Genomic DNA, 14,330 nt, shown 5'->3' with positions numbered 1-14,330 from the left:
GGCGCCAATGTATCATGGGCGGTGTGCTGGCCCCAGCATGCGGACGCCTTCCTGTCGTGGTGGATGTCTCGGCTCCCGGCAGCATAGGGAGCTAGTCGGTGAGCACAACGCGACTTTCCCCATTGCCGCCAGGCATCACCTGGATCTGCACGGGAATGCGTTCATGCATCTCCTGGACGTGGGAGATGACACCCACTCGACGGCCCTGAGCCTGCAGCCCGTCGAGGGCGTCCATGGCCAGGGCCAGGGACTGCGGGTCGAGGCTGCCGAAGCCTTCATCGATGAACAGTGACTCGATGGCAAGCTCCCCCGAGGCCAGGGAAGCCAGCCCAAGAGCCATGGCCAGCGAGACCAGGAAGGTTTCCCCACCGGACAGCGAGTGCACCGAGCGTCGCTCGTCCGCCACGTCGCGATCGATGACCAGCAGCCCCAGCGGGCTGCCTCCTCGCACCAGTCGGTAGCGACGGCTGAGGCCGGCCAGGTGTGCGTTGGCCTCGTCGATCAGACGCTCCAGGTTCCAGGCCTGGGCGATGCGGCGAAAGGTCTTGCCGTCGGCGGCGCCGATCAGCTCGCTGATCCGGCCCCAGCGGTGGAGTTCGGTGCGGGCGGCCTCGAGCGCTTCCAGTCCATCGCGCTGACGCTGGCGGCGGCGATCATCGTCATGCAGGCGGTGCAGGGCGGCGTCCCGGGTCTGCTGGGCGTTGGCGACTCGCGGCTGGCATTCGTGTTGACGGGACGCCAGATCCTCGCGGCGTTGCGCCAGGCGGTGCTCGGTGTCGGTGTCGAGCAGGGTGTCCGGATCCTGGTCAGGCAGATGACGCTGGCGCCAGCCGCGCCAAGCTCGGCGTCGCTCCTCAAGGCTGGTGCGGGCGGTCTGCAGCGCATCGCGCGCGCTGTCGATCCGGCGGCGCAGCCCTTCGATGTCGGCGTCGCTGCGCTCGAGGAGTTGCGCCAGCCGCTCGTCGTTCAGCTCCGGCTGCTGGCTACGCCAGCTGGCGAGGTGCTGATCCAGTGCCGCCTTGTCATCCTCGAGCTGGCGAAGGGTGTGGCGCTGATGGGTGAGCTGCTGATTGAGGCTGATGACCTTGCGTTGCCGCTCCTCCACCGCCTGGCGAGCCTGCTCGTAGTGTTCGCGGCTTCGCTGGACGTGTGCCTCGAGGCGTTGCTGCCAGGCGTCGACGCTGGTGTCATCGCCCAATAGGGTCGACAGCTCCGCCTGATGGCGCTCAACCGCCTGACTGAGTGTTGGGCGACGTTCATCGAGTCGCTGGATCTCTTCGGCAACGTCGGCCATCCGCGCTGCCACTGTCCTGAGGTCGGTTTCTGTTCTGGCGATGGTCTCCGCCAGGGGGGCCAGCGTGCGCTCGGCCTGTTCAACAGCCGCAAGACGTGTCTTGGCTGCTTGATGACGCTGCTGCTGGCGCTGGGTTTGCTGCGTCAGCCAGTCCTCCACGTCCTTGGCGGAGTGCTGCAGTGCGTGCAGGCTCGCGTCGAACAGCGGGTGGGCCTCAAGCTGGGTCGATGCCTGGTCGCCATGCGGGGCCAGCTCCGCCAGTTGGGTCTCCAGTTGTGACACCCGCTCGTCGAGGGTCCGGTAGCTTCCGAGCAGCGTATCGCGTCGCTGGCGACAGTCGCTCAGCTGCACTTCCGATGCCGCCAGCTGGCGATTCTCTTCGGCGATGGTGGCTTCGAGCTGGGCGCCCTCGGCACTGGCCGGGGGGGAGTCACGCCATGGATGTTGAAGACTGCCACAGACCGGGCAGGGATGATCCGGCGCCAGGGTGGCGCGCAGTGCATCCACTCTGTCGCTGCGTACGGCACGCAGCCTTTCGATGCTGCGGCTGAGCGACTCGTGAGCCTGGGTGGCGGCATCCAGGTCTTGCCGTGCGGCCTTGCCCTCTTCCAGCAATTGGTCGCGCTGTCGTCTGGCCTGCTCATGTTCGGCAGTCACTTGGCGCTGCTGATCATCGAGTTGCTTGGCCCTTTGCCAGCGTTGGCGCAGCTCTCCGAGATCCAGCAGGCGTTGCCCCGCATCCTCAAGGCTCTGCTGGGCCTCGGTTCTGGCGTCGGCCACCCGTTGGTCGGGGCCCAGGTAGTGCGCCAGGGTTTCGGTGGCGCTGTCCCGTTGCTGGCGCTGCTGCTGCAGCGCGCTGTCGGCTGCCTCACGTTGCTGACGAAGCTCGGCGTGCTGTTGACGACGACGCCTCAGCTCCTGCTCGAGGGCCTCATGCTCTCGCTGGTGGCCGTGAAGTTCGCTGGCAATCTGGTGCGCCTGCTGGATGCGAGGACGCGCTGCGTCGCGCTCCCGTTCGGCAGTGGACAGCGAAGACTTGGCGGCCGCCTGCTGTTGTTCGTGCTGCTGCTGATCGTCGAGGGTGGTCGCCAGGCTGTGCTCGAGCTGTTCGAGGGTGTGGCGGGCATCGGGCAGCTGCCGAGCCAGCTGGTGTTGACGCTGGAACTGGCTGCGCTGCGGGGCCAGACGCTCGAGCCACTCAAGCTCGCGGCGCTGTGCATCCAGCTCAGCCCAGGACTGCTCTGCCTGGTCCAGAGCCTGGCGGGCTTCAGCGTGGCGTTCTCGATACTGGACGTCTTCGGTCAACCAGCTGGCTTCCTGCTCGAGCTGGCGCAGTGCCTGCAGCTGCTCGGCGAGCGCGGCTTCGGCCGAGCTCAACTCGGCCTCCATGGCCTGGCGCTGATCGCTGTCGCTGGGAGTGTCCTCATCCAGCAGCGCTTGCTGCCGCGCCACGGCGTCCCGCGCTTCCTTGGCACGCTGGTAGGCCGCCATCGAGATCAGCGAGTATTCAGCGGTGTCGGTCAGCTTTTCCAGCAGGTCCGAGCGGGCGTTGTCATCGGCCTTGAGGAAGGCCGCAAACTCGCTCTGGGCCAGCAGCACCGCACGAGTGAACTGATCAAAGTTCAGCCCGAGCCGGTCTGGCAGCAACTCTGCAAACTCGCGCTTCTGGGCGGTCAAAAGACGCTCGTCCTCCAGGTCCTGCAGCGACTGCTCGACGGCCTGGAGCTTGCCGGTGGCCTTGTCCCGGGCGCGGCGGACGGCCCAGCGAGCCCGGTAGCGGCGACCGTCGCGGCCAATGAAATCGACTTCGGCGTAGCCGCTGGCGGCACCGCGGCGCAGCAGGCTGCGAGGGTCCGAGGTCAGAATGCGTGAGCCGTCCTGGTCATCCAGGTGGGAGTCTCGGCTCGGCGCACCGCGCAGGCGTGGCGTATTGCCGAACAAGGCCAGGCACAGTGCATCCAGCAGGGTGCTCTTGCCGGAGCCGGTCGGGCCGGTGATGGCGAACAGGCCGGCCTCGGCCAGCGGGGGCTGGCTGAAATCCAGCTCTAGCGGGCCCGGCAGTGAGGCCAGCTGGGCGAGTCGCAGGGCAAGAATCTTCACGTTGATGCTCCTTGGCGGCTGGCGCTTTCGGACGCATCGTCATCCTGAACCTGCTGACATAGTCCGTCGAAGTCCGCCAGGACGTCCTGCTCCGGCTCTTCTCCCCAGGCCTCGCGCCAGGTGCGCGTGAACAGCTCCCGCGGCCCGATGTCCTCCAGTCGCTCGCCGCGTTGGGGGGCTTGCTCGGCGCTGCTGGGCAGCTCGCGCTTGAGACGCAGCAGGCGCACGGCCTTGGTCGCCAGTGCCTGCTCGACGCGCGAGCGTAGCTCCGGCATTGGCGCCTCGAGACGCACATTGATCTCCAGCCAGTCCCAGCGCTCGGTGGGACCGGACCCTTGGCGCTCGGGCAGATCGTCGATGGCCTGCAACAGCTCATCCAGGGGCGCCGGTCCAAGCCGTCGCATGGTCACGGCGCGTGGCACGGCCAGGGGCTCGACCTTGGCAAGCGTGCCGTTGTCCAGGCTCAGCAAGAGCACCTGGTGGGGGTAGTCGACCTCACTGAAGTCCAGTGGCAGCGGGCTGCCGCTGTAGCGTATGCGCTCCTCGCCCACACGCTGGGCGCGGTGAAGATGGCCGAGAGCAACGTAGTCGATATCATCGGGAAACAGCGATGCAGACAAGGACTCCTCTCCGCCGATCACGATAGGCCTCTCGCTGGCCTCCGAGACGGCGGCGCCGCGCAGGTGGGCGTGACTCATGGCGATCAGCGCCTGACCGTCGGTGCGCTTGTGGCGGGCCGCCTCGATCAGCTCTCGGTGAACCCGCTCGACGCTGCTGACGTAGTCATCGTGGCGATCGCTGTGGTGGTCGCTGGTGCGTCGGCGACCGGTGATTTCCGCCGGCCTGAGGAAGGGCAGGGCGAGGCACCAGGCGCCCACCTCACCACGGGCATCGGTCAACGGCACCAGCAAGCGCTCGCTATCAATGTGGCCGTCGTCGATGAACTCGACCCGTCCCAGCGCGTAGGTCCGCAGGTGGCGCATCAACGGCGCTGGCAGCTCGATACGGCTACCGCTGTCATGATTGCCGGCGATCAGCACCAGGGTGAGCGCTGGGCAACGCTGATGAAGTTCGACGATGAAGTCGTACAGCATCTCCTGGGCACGCAATGAGGGGTTGACGACATCGAAGACATCGCCGGCCACCAGTAGGGCATCGGCAGCGTGATCCTCGGCGACCTGAATCAGCCAGTCGAGGAACGCCTTGTGTTCTTCATGGCGCTCCTGGCCGTGGAAGCTCTGGCCTAGATGCCAGTCCGCAGTGTGGATGATGCGCATCCGTCCTCCCTGATGGATCGTTGGGCCGACCAGTCCCGCGGCTTGTCGTTGCCCGTGGCGGAGGCATAGTCTACCGCGAGCAGATGGCGACATCAGCCACCCATGGTCATCGACAAGGAGGCGCTATGACCAAGCTGCATTGCGCGCCCCGCCCGGCGCTGCACGACTGGGCACTGGCACCGAGGGAAGCCATCGCGCTGCAACGTTCGTTGGCCCAGCGGCTCGAGCGTGAGGACCGGATCGCTGACGTCGAGCATATTGCCGGCGTCGACATTGGCTTCGAAGAGGGGCAAACGACGACCCGCGCCGCGGTGGTCGTGCTGGCCTGGCCATCGCTTGAGGTGGTCGAGCAAGTCGTCGCCAGGGAGCCGACGCGCATGCCTTACATTCCGGGGCTGTTGTCCTTCCGCGAGATTCCGGCAGCGCTGGCGGCCTTCGACAAGGTACAGCATCGTGTCGACCTGGTGATGGTGGATGGACACGGTATCGCCCATCCGAGGCGCTTGGGCGTTGCCGCTCACCTCGGTCTGTGGCTGGACCTGCCGACACTGGGGGTGGCGAAGAAGCGCCTGACAGGACGTCATGGTGATGTGCCCGAGGCTCGAGGTGGGTCCTGTGACCTGCTTGACGGGGACGAGCGCATCGGTGTCGTGCTACGCTCTCGCGCCGGCGTCAAGCCGGTGTTCGTATCCCCTGGGCATCGGCTGACGGTAGATACCGCCGCTGCCTGGGCGGTGGCCTGCCTTGGCCGCTACAAGCTTCCTGAGCCGACCCGGCTAGCCGACAGGCTAGCGTCAAGGCGCTGAACCGGCCTTGCTACTGAACCTGCGAGAACCGCCCATGTCCGACACTGCTCTGTCACCAAGCCTTGCCGCTACCGCGACCTGGGTCGAGGAATTCGTGGTCCGACTGAACGTCTGCCCGTTCGCCGGTCGCGAGCTCGCGCGGGACACCATTCGCTATGTCGAGGTGGACGGGCGCGCCCTCGAGCCGGCGCTGATGGCCCTGATGGACGCCTGCCACCAGCTGGAGGTGGCGCCAGAGGTGGAGACCAGCCTGCTGGTGTTCAGCCACGGGCTTGCCGACTTCGATGACTACCTGGACGCCCTGGCCATGGCCGAGGCGCTGCTGGTCGATCAGGGCTACGAAGGGGTCTTCCAGCTGGCGAGCTTTCACCCGGACTACGTGTTTGACGGGGTCGAGGACGATGACCCGGCCAACTTCACCAATCGCTCGCCGTGGCCCGTGTGGCACCTGCTGCGAGAAGAGGGGCTGGAGCGGGCGCTGGCCCACTATCCCGACCCCGAGGCGATTCCTGAGCGCAATATCGAAAAGCTCAGGGAGATCGGCAGCGCGGCGCTGGCGTGGCAGCTCGAGGAGCTGCGCCAGCGCTTCTGCTGAGCCATATACATTAGGAAAGTGCTGAGTAAATGTAGCGAGCGATGGCAGGTCGGCTACTGCCGGAACGGAGAGACCGGAGTTTACGTGTGGGTAAATGAGGATCTTGAGTACCGCCAGCAAGCCGAAATGTCGAGCGCAGCCATTTATGCAGTGCTTTCCTAGACGATATCCAGGGGTACGTGTGTGCTCGGCGCCGGATACAGCTCGTCCAGGCGCGCAAGCGTAGCCTCATCCAGCGTTACCTCCAGTGCCTTCGCATTGTCATCGACGTGGTCGGGAGAGGCGGCCTTGGGAATGGCGATGACGTCGCGACTGCCGTCGATGGGGCGAATGGCCCAGGCCAGCATCAACTGAGCGGGACTCAGTTGATGCTCTGCCGCCAGGGCCTGGAGCTCAGGGTCCCGCAGTGGATCTGGCCCGACGCCACCGGCTTGCGCCAGTGGACAGTAGGCCATCATCGGGATGCGATGCTGTCGCTGCCATGGCCGCAAGGCCACCTCGACGCCGCGGGAAGCCAGGTGGTAGAGCACCTGATTGACCGCGCAATGGCTGCTACCGGGGACGCTCGACAGCGCCTGCATGTCCTCCACATCAAAGTTCGAGACGCCAAAGTGGCGGATCTTGCCGGCGTTTGTCAGGCGCTCGAAGGCCTCCAGGGTCTCTTCCAGTGGAACGTTGCCGGGCCAGTGCAGTAGGTACAGGTCCAGGTAGTCTGTGTTCAAGCGCTTGAGGCTTGCTTCGCAGGCAGCGATGGCGCCGCTGCTGCTGGCATTCCAGGGATACACCTTGGACACCACATAGGCCTGGTCGCGCCGCCCTGCCAGGGCCTCGCCCACGACGCTTTCGGCCTCGCCGTCGGCATACATCTCGGCGGTGTCTATCAGTCTCAGACCGCGTTCGAGCCCTCGCTGCAGGGCGGCGATTTCACGTGATCGCGGTGCGCGCCCTTCACCCATGAACCAGCTTCCTTGGCCAATCGCGGTGAGGGTGTCGGCATCATGGGGGCCGAGGGAAACGGTAGCGAGACTCATGAGAAAGCGGACTCCTTGTGGCTTTCGTGGACACTCAACAGGACTATCGTAGCCGAGTCCGCCGTCGCCAACGCAACAGGGGGCACAAGGCTGGACACTGCTTGATGGAAGATGCACTGTGGTGACATCAGTCTTGGTGGCGTGCCACGAAGACTGCCCGCTGACGCCGCCGCTGGTTCACATTGTTGCCAAGGGGTGTTCAGCGTGCGCCACAGGGAAAGGCGCAGAGGTGATCGTCGAACTCGATCGAAGTCTCAGTCTGTCAATGGAAAGGAGTCGATATGAGCATTACCAATACCGCATCAGCGCAGTGGAAAGGCAATCTCAAGCAAGGCAAGGGCGTAGTATCGACCAACAGCGATGCGCTCAACGACGTGCCTTATGACTTCAAGCAGCGTTTTGAAGGTCAGGCCGGTACCAATCCAGAGGAATTGATCGGTGCCGCCCATGCCAGCTGCTACTCCATGGCCCTGTCGATGATTCTGGAGGGGTCCAGCCTGGAAGCTGACAGCATTGACACCAGTGCTGACGTCACCCTGGAAGAAGTGGACGGCGGTTTTGCAGTGACCAAGGTGCATCTGACCGTGCGTGCCAGCATTCCTGGTGCCGAGGAAAGCGTGTTCAATGAGGCCGCCGAGAAAGCCAAGGCGGGCTGCCCGATCTCGAAGCTGCTGAACGCCGAGATCAGCCTCGATGCCAAACTGGTGTGATCGTCAGGGAGCGTCATCGTCTGGGCGATGGCGCTCCCTGCCGGCTAGCTGGATAGAGCTTGCCGCATCAGTAAAAGCCTGCCGCTGGCAGGCTTTTTTGTGCACTGGCGTTGCCTCTGGTGTGACGTTCATGACGCAGGCCATGGCCAGACGCCATGAGTGACTACAGCGGATGTTCGGCCGCTGCCGCGCGTTGACCGGCATTCCGACTGGCCTTGGCGGGCGGGCGACGTTCGCAATGAGGCTTGCATGAGGCTTTCACCAAGGCCTTGATCAGCCGCTGCTGGGGGCGGTTGAACACCAGAAACTCCGGGTGCCATTGCACCCCGAGCAGGAAGTCATGGTCCCGCGATTCGATTCCCTGGACCAGGCCATCCCGGTCCCTGGCGACGATGTCGATGCCGCGCCCTGCCTGCTCGACGGCCTGGTGATGAAGGCTGTTGATGCGGCACCAGCTGACCCTCAGCAATTGGTGCAGGCGACTGCCCTCGACGATGTCCACGGTCTTGCGCGGCAGCACGGTGCGACGGCGCTTCAACCCTTCGTGGGTGGTGTAGATATCGCTGTCCAGGGTCCCGCCGAGGTGAACGTTGATCAACTGGGAGCCACGGCAGATGCCCAGTACTGGCGTGTTCCGCGGAATTTCCCGGGCCAGCAGTTCCAGTTCGAGCTCGTCTCGCTGGGGATCGACGCGCACGTCGAGCTGCATCTCTCCTCCGTAGAGATGTGCCTGGATGTCATCACCACCGCCCACGATCAGCCCATCCAGATGCTCTGGCCTGGGCCGTGACGGAGACAGTCGCAGTGGCCGGCCGCCATGCCGCCAGACCGCGAACCAGTCGAACCACCAGGCCAGCAGGCTCTTGTGGTCGGAGGTGGATATGCCGATCAGTGGACGCTCAGCCATCCTTGGCATCTCCTGTCAGCGTGTTCTTTACCTTTTGCCATAACGAGCGGTCGAGGTGACGGGCCCGGTACTCCGCCATACGCTCACTCAAGGTGTCCGGTGCGCAGGCGAGACGCTCGACTTCCAGCCAGCGATTCCACTCGGTGACGGCTCCCCAGTCTGGCTCGGAGAGTTGTGCGTTGGGCAGGCGGTAGTGAAAGGTCGGGCGCGGCTGGACGAGCTCCTTGCGAAACAGCTCGTGGGGGTGTTCTGGCCGCAGGTGCGCAAACAGCGGCAGCATGTCCAGATCACGATTGCGGGTCGGGTTGTCGGCCAGGTAGTCATCGATCAAGGTGTCGATGTCGGGAGCGTAGTCCGGGTCGAACAGTTTGAGGCAGTAGCGCTTGTGAAAGGGATTGGCGTGGGGCAACACCTCGCGGGTGATGTCGACCCGAATCTGTTCCCTGAGCCAGTTGGCCGAGAGCAGATAGGCACGCAGATAGCGCAGGATATCTGCCGCCTCGAGACTCGGCAGTTCAGGGTTGAGGTGCAGTCCGAAGCCGTAGAGCAAGCTGGCCTCGGTGCCCTTTGCGCCATGTTGACGCAGGGCGTCGAACAGGGCGTCGAGGGTGTCCAGCTCGTCCCATGGCACCGGGGGGCAGACGATTTCCGTCGGCACCACACCGGTCACCATATCGCCCAGCAGCTCCCGCGACCGGCGATCGATATCACGGCGCATGCGCTCCCAGTCATCCTGCTGGGCGGACTCCTGGGCGGCGTCAGGATGCACGTAGTGTGAATCAAGCTCGATCTTGAAGTCGCCCCAGCGGGTGTCGCAGACCTTCATGCGATGTGCACTCTGGACGTCGATGCGTCCTTCGAACAGCGACTGGACCAGCTTCGTCGTGGCCATGGCGTCCAGGCCAGCGAATTCGATTTCGACCCCCACCTTGCGGGTTGCTCCGTCCGAGGTGGTGGGCTCGGGTGGCGCTTGGGCTTTCATGTCGGCATCCTATTGAGGCATCAACGGTGCATTTCTTCGCAGACTACCACAGGCGGTCAAGGTTCATCCGCGAAGGCATCGATTCGTACGTGGCGAGGAGCACGAATGGTTCGGTTCAGGCAAAAGAGGTGGTACGTGTTTCAAGGGGTTAGCTTCCTCGCGCTTCTATTACTCTGTTTTGTGCCTATTCAGGCGTCGGCGCAAGGTGTCGGACTGACGGCCTTGGCCGGCAATAGCGGTAATGGTGGTGCCGCCCAGGAAGCCTCTCCCGAGGAGCTGCAGCGCTCTCTCGATACCTTGATCCAGACGCTGGAGAGCGATCAGAGCCGCCAGCAGCTGGTCGACAGCCTGCGCTCCTTGCGGCAGGCAGGTCAGGCAGAGGTAGAGGCGCAGGGCAACTCGCAGGGGCTGTTGGGAGCGCTGGCCGATACCTTCAATGAGCTGGGGGAAGAGGCCGAAAGCGCCAGGTCGCCCATGGTCCAGTGGCGCGCCAAGTTCTTCGAGGGCTGGCAGGATATCGACGGCCTGGTCAGCGGCACCGAGCACAGTGACCTGGCGCGCTTTGCGGTCGAGTTCAGTGTGTTGATGGCCACCTGGGGGGGCATCGTCATCATCCTGGTGGCGTTGGGTCGGTTGGTCGGTCGTCGTCGCGGGTGGCCCATGGACCTCCCTCGAGACCCCAAGGCGTGGCTGCTGGCAGCGCACTTTCTGCGACGCATGTTGCCCTGGGCGCTGGGGTTCCTGTCGATTCTGGGGGTGCTGCAGCTCGTCCCGGAAAGTGCGGCAGCCACGGGCGTATCGGTGGTGGCCTATGCGGCCCTGTGTGGGCGCATTCTATCGGTGGTGGTAGAAATTGTGGTGTCGGTGTTTACCAGCGGCCATCGCTATCCTGCGGTGCGCCTGCTGCAGCAGCACGCGCTGCGTCCGCTGTTTGTGATTGGCGCCCTGATCGCCCTTGGTGATGCCTTCAAGTCTGAACGCCTGGTGGAGTTGCTGGGCTTCGATCTGGCATCGTTGGCCTCGGTGCTGGCCAACATTCTGGCCACCGCATTGACCTTCCGCTTCATCGTGCGTTTCAAGCGCCCGATCAAGCACCTTATTCGCAACCGCAGTTACAGCATTCGCAAGGACTGCAACAGCCACACCGAGGTGACGCGGGTCATCGGTCGACTGTGGCATATCCCGGCCTTGCTGCTTGTCGGCGCGTCGCTGGTAGCGATTTTCGTGACCGTGGGAGACGTGGGAACGGCGCTGGCGCGATCGATCATCAACGCCGCCTTGCTGGTACTGACGCTGGTGGTGACGGCGCTGCTGCGACGGCAGAACGAACGACACGACCACTCCCGCGGACGCCACCGCCACCACAGTGAGTACCGGCGCCGGCTGGAACGTTTTGCCTATACCCTGGGACACGTGTTGGCCTGGCTGGTGTTTGCCGAGCTGTCGCTGCAGGTCTGGGGCGGCTCCCTGGTGGGCATCGGTCGCGAGGGGGTGGCCAGCGTGCGCATCGGTCAGGCCATCCTGGCGATTGCCTTCACCGTATTGCTGGCCTGGCTGGCGTGGATATTCGCCGATACTGCGATTCAGCGGTCGCTGATGTCATCGGCACGGTCGCGAGGACGTCGGGTCAACCAGGCGAGGGCTCAGACCATTACGCCGATGATTCGCAATGTCGTCTTCGCGACGATCGTGGTGATTGCCTCCATCGTTGGACTGGCCAACCTGGGGGTCAACGTCACACCGTTGCTGGCGGGTGCCGGGGTCATCGGCCTGGCGCTGGGTTTTGGTGCCCAGACCCTGGTCCAGGATCTGATTACCGGCATCTTCATTCTGGTGGAGGACTCCCTGGCGGTAGACGACTTTGTTCGCATCAATGGTCATATGGGCACGGTGGAGGGGCTGACCCTGCGCACCGTTCGTCTGCGCGATCTAGACGGTATTGTTCATATCCTCACCTTCTCGAAGATCGAGTCGATCCATAACATGTCACGCCAGTTTGGCGTGGCGTTGATGAAGATCCGCATTCCCTTCGACATGAAGATCGACGATGCCACTACCATGATGCAGGAAACGGCGCGGGACCTGCGTCAGGATCCGATCATGCGTCACCACATCTGGTCACCTCTGGAAATGCAGGGTATCGACCGCTTTGAGGATGGCTGTGCGATCCTGCGGATGCGTTTTCGGACCTCCCCGGAGATGCAGTGGGATGTGGCGCGTGCTTTCAACATGCTGCTGAAGCGTCGCATGGAGCAGGTAGGCATCGAGCTTGGTGCGCCACGCATCAGCGTCAGCATGGAAGGTCGCGGGGGCGGTCGTCTGGATGGTTCTACCCGAGAGGGCGAGGCGGACTATCAAGGCGCTACCTCAGGCACCCAGAGTGATGCCAGCGGTCGTCGTCCGGGCCAAGCCGGAGTGGCCGATCCGCAGCATCAGACCAGTGCCACGGGGGCGTCGCCGGACCCCGCGTAAGACCTGGGCTAGACGACAAGGGGGGCGAAGGGCAATAGCCCTCGCCCCTTTTTGGTGTGTTGCACTCGACATGGCTGTGCTCACTTCTTGGGAAGCACTGCATGAATGCCTGCGCCGACGACTCGCGGGGTCTCCCAGTGTGCCGTGGCGTGCATCCCCATCCAGGGGCATAAAGTGGCTGTCAGGATGCGTCAGTCGGTGACACTAAGGTAACAAGTCGGGCGGCGGCAAGGTCCAGCAACAGGGACGCGGCGTCGCCTGCACCACTTGATACTGATGGCTTCCTGACCGGTTGACGATACGTCGCCACACGGGGAGGTCGTCCGGTGATAACAGTGTGCCTAGCGCACCACCAGAGGGATAAGACATGACGATTGCCAAGGATCTCGCGCTCTACCACTTTGCCCATTGCCCGTTTTGCGCCTTTGTACGGCGTGAACTCGACAAGCTTGGCGTCCAGGTTGATATCCGGGATGCGGGGGCGGATCCCACCCATCGCAAGGCGCTGAAGGAAGGCGGCGGCAAGGTTCAGGTGCCGTGCCTGCTGATCACCGGTGATGATGGCAGCGAAACCTGGCTTTACGAGTCCATGGACATCGTGGCGTATCTGAAAAAGCGCTTCGGCAAGGAGAAGGTGGCGTAGTTTAGGTGTGGTGTAGGTGTGGCTCAGGCGTAGCGTGGGTGGCGTGCAGGTCGACCGCCCAGTGCGCCCCTGGAAACTACGATGGTGTTACCGGATTGGGCAGAAAACTGCATTGCAGGAGAGATGAAGCTCAAGACAGGTGAAGTTCAAGAGACGTGAAGTGCAAGAGAGGTGAAGCTACTGCATCAAGCCTGACGTGACTTTCAGCAAGCTAGTGATTGGGGCCACCTGGAGTGGCCCTTTTTTTGGTCTGGATATCCGTTCGAGTGGCTGATGCAGAGCCCAATGGCGGCGGTTGTCAGCTCCCGTAAGCGGAGCCCTTGCCGAGATTTTCCGGGCCGAAGGAGTCGGGCAGCAGCTCATCCATGGTATAGCGCTTGAGCAGCTGACCATCGGCATCCACCACGCGGATGACAGTCTGGGGAGAGGCAAATTCCCGCAGCCGCTGGCGGCAGTCGCCGCAGGGCGTGCACAGGTGTGACCCAGGTCCAATGACATAGACCTCCTGCAGTCGCGTTTCGCCTGCGGAGATCATGGCGGCAATAGCGGATGCTTCGGCGCAGAGTCCCTTGTAGTGGGCCACTTCGACGTTGGCGCCGACATAGCGATTGCCGGCTTGAGTGATCAGCAGGGCACCCACCGGATGGTCGGAATACGGGACGTAGGCGCGTCCCCGCACCTCGATAAGTGCCGCGACTATGTCGGCGGGGACGGCGGCTTCAGGGGCGTGATCCGTCATGAGTGTGTCTCCTGAGGGGCGTGGCGGCGATCGTCCTCGAGCACGGCGTCCAGGGCAATGCGCATCATGTCATCGAAGCTGGTGGCCCGCTCGTCGCTGGACAGGCTGTCACCATTGACGATGTGATCGGAAACGGTGCAGATCGTCATGGCTCGGGCGCCGAATTCGGCGGCGACGCCGTAAAGACCGGCGGCCTCCATCTCGACACCGACGATGCCGAAGTTACGCAGGCAGTCGATCAGCGCCGGATCGGGGTGGTAGAACAGATCCGCTGAAAAGATGTTACCGACCTTCACTGGCACCCCGTGACGTGCGGCCGTGTCGACCGCAGCGCGAGTCAGCTCGAAGTCCGCAATGGCGGCAAAGTCCAGCCCGCGAAAGCGCGAGCGGTTGACGCCGGAGTCGGTACTGCCGCCCAGGCCAATGATCAGGTCCCTGACCTTGACGTCATCGCGAACGGCTCCGCAGGAGCCGACCCTGATCAGGCGTTTGGCACCGAACTCGGTGATCAGCTCCTTGGCATAGATCGATACCGACGGGATGCCCATGCCGTGGCCCATGACAGAGATGTCGCGGCCCTGGTAGCGTCCGGTGTAGCCGTACATGTTGCGCACATCGTTGACCAGGCGGATGTCTTCCAGATAGGTCTCGGCGATGTAGCGTGCGCGCAGCGGATCGCCAGGCATCAATACGGTGTCGGCGAAATCACCGGGTTCGGCCTTGATATGGGGAGTAGCCATCAGGATTCCTTGTACTGTCGAAGCGACGTCGCCA

Annotated in this window: 12 protein-coding genes; 5 read left to right on the top strand and 7 right to left on the bottom strand. The window is 63.8% G+C overall.

What is annotated here, in order from left to right; all coding sequences use genetic code 11:
• Positions 1-91: 91 nt before the first annotated feature.
• Complete coding sequence (locus JF545_RS13510; protein WP_206942874.1) at positions 92-3,394, bottom strand: AAA family ATPase; 3,303 nt, start codon at positions 3,392-3,394, stop codon at positions 92-94.
• A complete protein-coding gene (locus tag JF545_RS13505; RefSeq protein ID WP_206942871.1) occupies positions 3,391-4,671 on the bottom strand; it encodes an exonuclease SbcCD subunit D C-terminal domain-containing protein in 1,281 nt (426 codons plus the stop codon). The genes JF545_RS13510 and JF545_RS13505 overlap by 4 nt, the downstream gene beginning before the upstream one ends.
• A 125-nt stretch (positions 4,672-4,796) precedes the next feature.
• Here JF545_RS13505 and nfi point away from each other — a divergent pair, with 125 nt between their 5' ends.
• Both nfi and JF545_RS13495 read left to right on the top strand, forming a co-directional pair.
• The gene (gene nfi, locus JF545_RS13500; protein WP_206942869.1) at positions 4,797-5,477 is read left to right on the top strand and encodes a deoxyribonuclease V; all 681 of its coding nucleotides are present in this window, start codon (positions 4,797-4,799) and stop codon (positions 5,475-5,477) included.
• A 34-nt stretch (positions 5,478-5,511) separates the two neighbouring features.
• Positions 5,512-6,072 carry a DUF1415 domain-containing protein gene (locus tag JF545_RS13495; protein WP_206942867.1) on the top strand — a complete coding sequence of 187 codons (561 nt, stop codon included), beginning with the start codon at positions 5,512-5,514 and terminating at the stop codon, positions 6,070-6,072.
• A gap of 158 nt (positions 6,073-6,230) precedes the next feature.
• On the opposite strand, the gene JF545_RS13490 is transcribed toward JF545_RS13495, so the two are convergent.
• Positions 6,231-7,103 (bottom strand): aldo/keto reductase, encoded by an 873-nt coding sequence (locus JF545_RS13490; protein WP_206942865.1) that lies wholly within the window; start codon positions 7,101-7,103, stop codon positions 6,231-6,233.
• 281 nt (positions 7,104-7,384) lie between these two features.
• Here JF545_RS13490 and JF545_RS13485 point away from each other — a divergent pair, with 281 nt between their 5' ends.
• Positions 7,385-7,813 (top strand): OsmC family protein, encoded by a 429-nt coding sequence (locus JF545_RS13485; protein ID WP_206942863.1) that lies wholly within the window; start codon positions 7,385-7,387, stop codon positions 7,811-7,813.
• A 163-nt stretch (positions 7,814-7,976) separates the two neighbouring features.
• On the opposite strand, the gene JF545_RS13480 is transcribed toward JF545_RS13485, so the two are convergent.
• Both JF545_RS13480 and JF545_RS13475 read right to left on the bottom strand, forming a co-directional pair.
• A complete protein-coding gene (locus JF545_RS13480) occupies positions 7,977-8,720 on the bottom strand; it encodes a gamma-glutamyl-gamma-aminobutyrate hydrolase family protein (protein ID WP_206942862.1) in 744 nt (247 codons plus the stop codon).
• Entirely contained in the window at positions 8,713-9,702 is a 990-nt protein-coding gene (locus JF545_RS13475) for an amidoligase family protein (protein ID WP_206942860.1), read from the bottom strand. Before JF545_RS13475 ends, JF545_RS13480 begins: the two co-directional genes overlap by 8 nt.
• A 105-nt stretch (positions 9,703-9,807) precedes the next feature.
• On the opposite strand from JF545_RS13475, the gene JF545_RS13470 reads away from it, so the two are divergent.
• Positions 9,808-12,174, top strand: a complete 2,367-nt coding sequence (locus JF545_RS13470) for a mechanosensitive ion channel domain-containing protein (protein WP_206942858.1) — start codon at positions 9,808-9,810, stop codon at positions 12,172-12,174.
• Between the two features lie 367 nt (positions 12,175-12,541).
• A complete protein-coding gene (locus JF545_RS13465) occupies positions 12,542-12,817 on the top strand; it encodes a glutaredoxin family protein (protein WP_206942856.1) in 276 nt (91 codons plus the stop codon).
• A 298-nt stretch (positions 12,818-13,115) separates the two neighbouring features.
• Here the strand turns inward: JF545_RS13465 and cdd are convergent, their stop codons facing one another.
• The gene (gene cdd, locus JF545_RS13460; RefSeq protein ID WP_206942854.1) at positions 13,116-13,556 is read right to left on the bottom strand and encodes a cytidine deaminase; all 441 of its coding nucleotides are present in this window, start codon (positions 13,554-13,556) and stop codon (positions 13,116-13,118) included.
• Positions 13,553-14,296 carry a purine-nucleoside phosphorylase gene (deoD, locus tag JF545_RS13455; RefSeq protein ID WP_206942852.1) on the bottom strand — a complete coding sequence of 248 codons (744 nt, stop codon included), beginning with the start codon at positions 14,294-14,296 and terminating at the stop codon, positions 13,553-13,555. The genes cdd and deoD overlap by 4 nt, the downstream gene beginning before the upstream one ends.
• Between the last annotated feature and the right edge of the window lie 34 nt (positions 14,297-14,330).

Origin of the sequence: Halomonas litopenaei (assembly GCF_017303055.1) — a bacterium.
Classification (GTDB): domain Bacteria; phylum Pseudomonadota; class Gammaproteobacteria; order Pseudomonadales; family Halomonadaceae; genus Halomonas; species Halomonas litopenaei_A.
Note: the sequence above shows the minus strand (reverse complement) of the source record. Positions and strands in the feature narration are given on the sequence as shown.

Coding starts and splice junctions, on each gene's coding strand:
- nfi (WP_206942869.1), top strand. CDS start 4,797: ATGACCAAGCTGCATTGCGCGCCCCGCCCGGCGCTGCACGACTGGGCA.
- deoD (WP_206942852.1), bottom strand. CDS start 14,296: ATGGCTACTCCCCATATCAAGGCCGAACCCGGTGATTTCGCCGACACC.
- JF545_RS13490 (WP_206942865.1), bottom strand. CDS start 7,103: ATGAGTCTCGCTACCGTTTCCCTCGGCCCCCATGATGCCGACACCCTC.
- JF545_RS13475 (WP_206942860.1), bottom strand. CDS start 9,702: ATGAAAGCCCAAGCGCCACCCGAGCCCACCACCTCGGACGGAGCAACC.
- cdd (WP_206942854.1), bottom strand. CDS start 13,556: ATGACGGATCACGCCCCTGAAGCCGCCGTCCCCGCCGACATAGTCGCG.
- JF545_RS13485 (WP_206942863.1), top strand. CDS start 7,385: ATGAGCATTACCAATACCGCATCAGCGCAGTGGAAAGGCAATCTCAAG.
- JF545_RS13505 (WP_206942871.1), bottom strand. CDS start 4,671: ATGCGCATCATCCACACTGCGGACTGGCATCTAGGCCAGAGCTTCCAC.
- JF545_RS13495 (WP_206942867.1), top strand. CDS start 5,512: ATGTCCGACACTGCTCTGTCACCAAGCCTTGCCGCTACCGCGACCTGG.
- JF545_RS13480 (WP_206942862.1), bottom strand. CDS start 8,720: ATGGCTGAGCGTCCACTGATCGGCATATCCACCTCCGACCACAAGAGC.
- JF545_RS13465 (WP_206942856.1), top strand. CDS start 12,542: ATGACGATTGCCAAGGATCTCGCGCTCTACCACTTTGCCCATTGCCCG.
- JF545_RS13470 (WP_206942858.1), top strand. CDS start 9,808: ATGGTTCGGTTCAGGCAAAAGAGGTGGTACGTGTTTCAAGGGGTTAGC.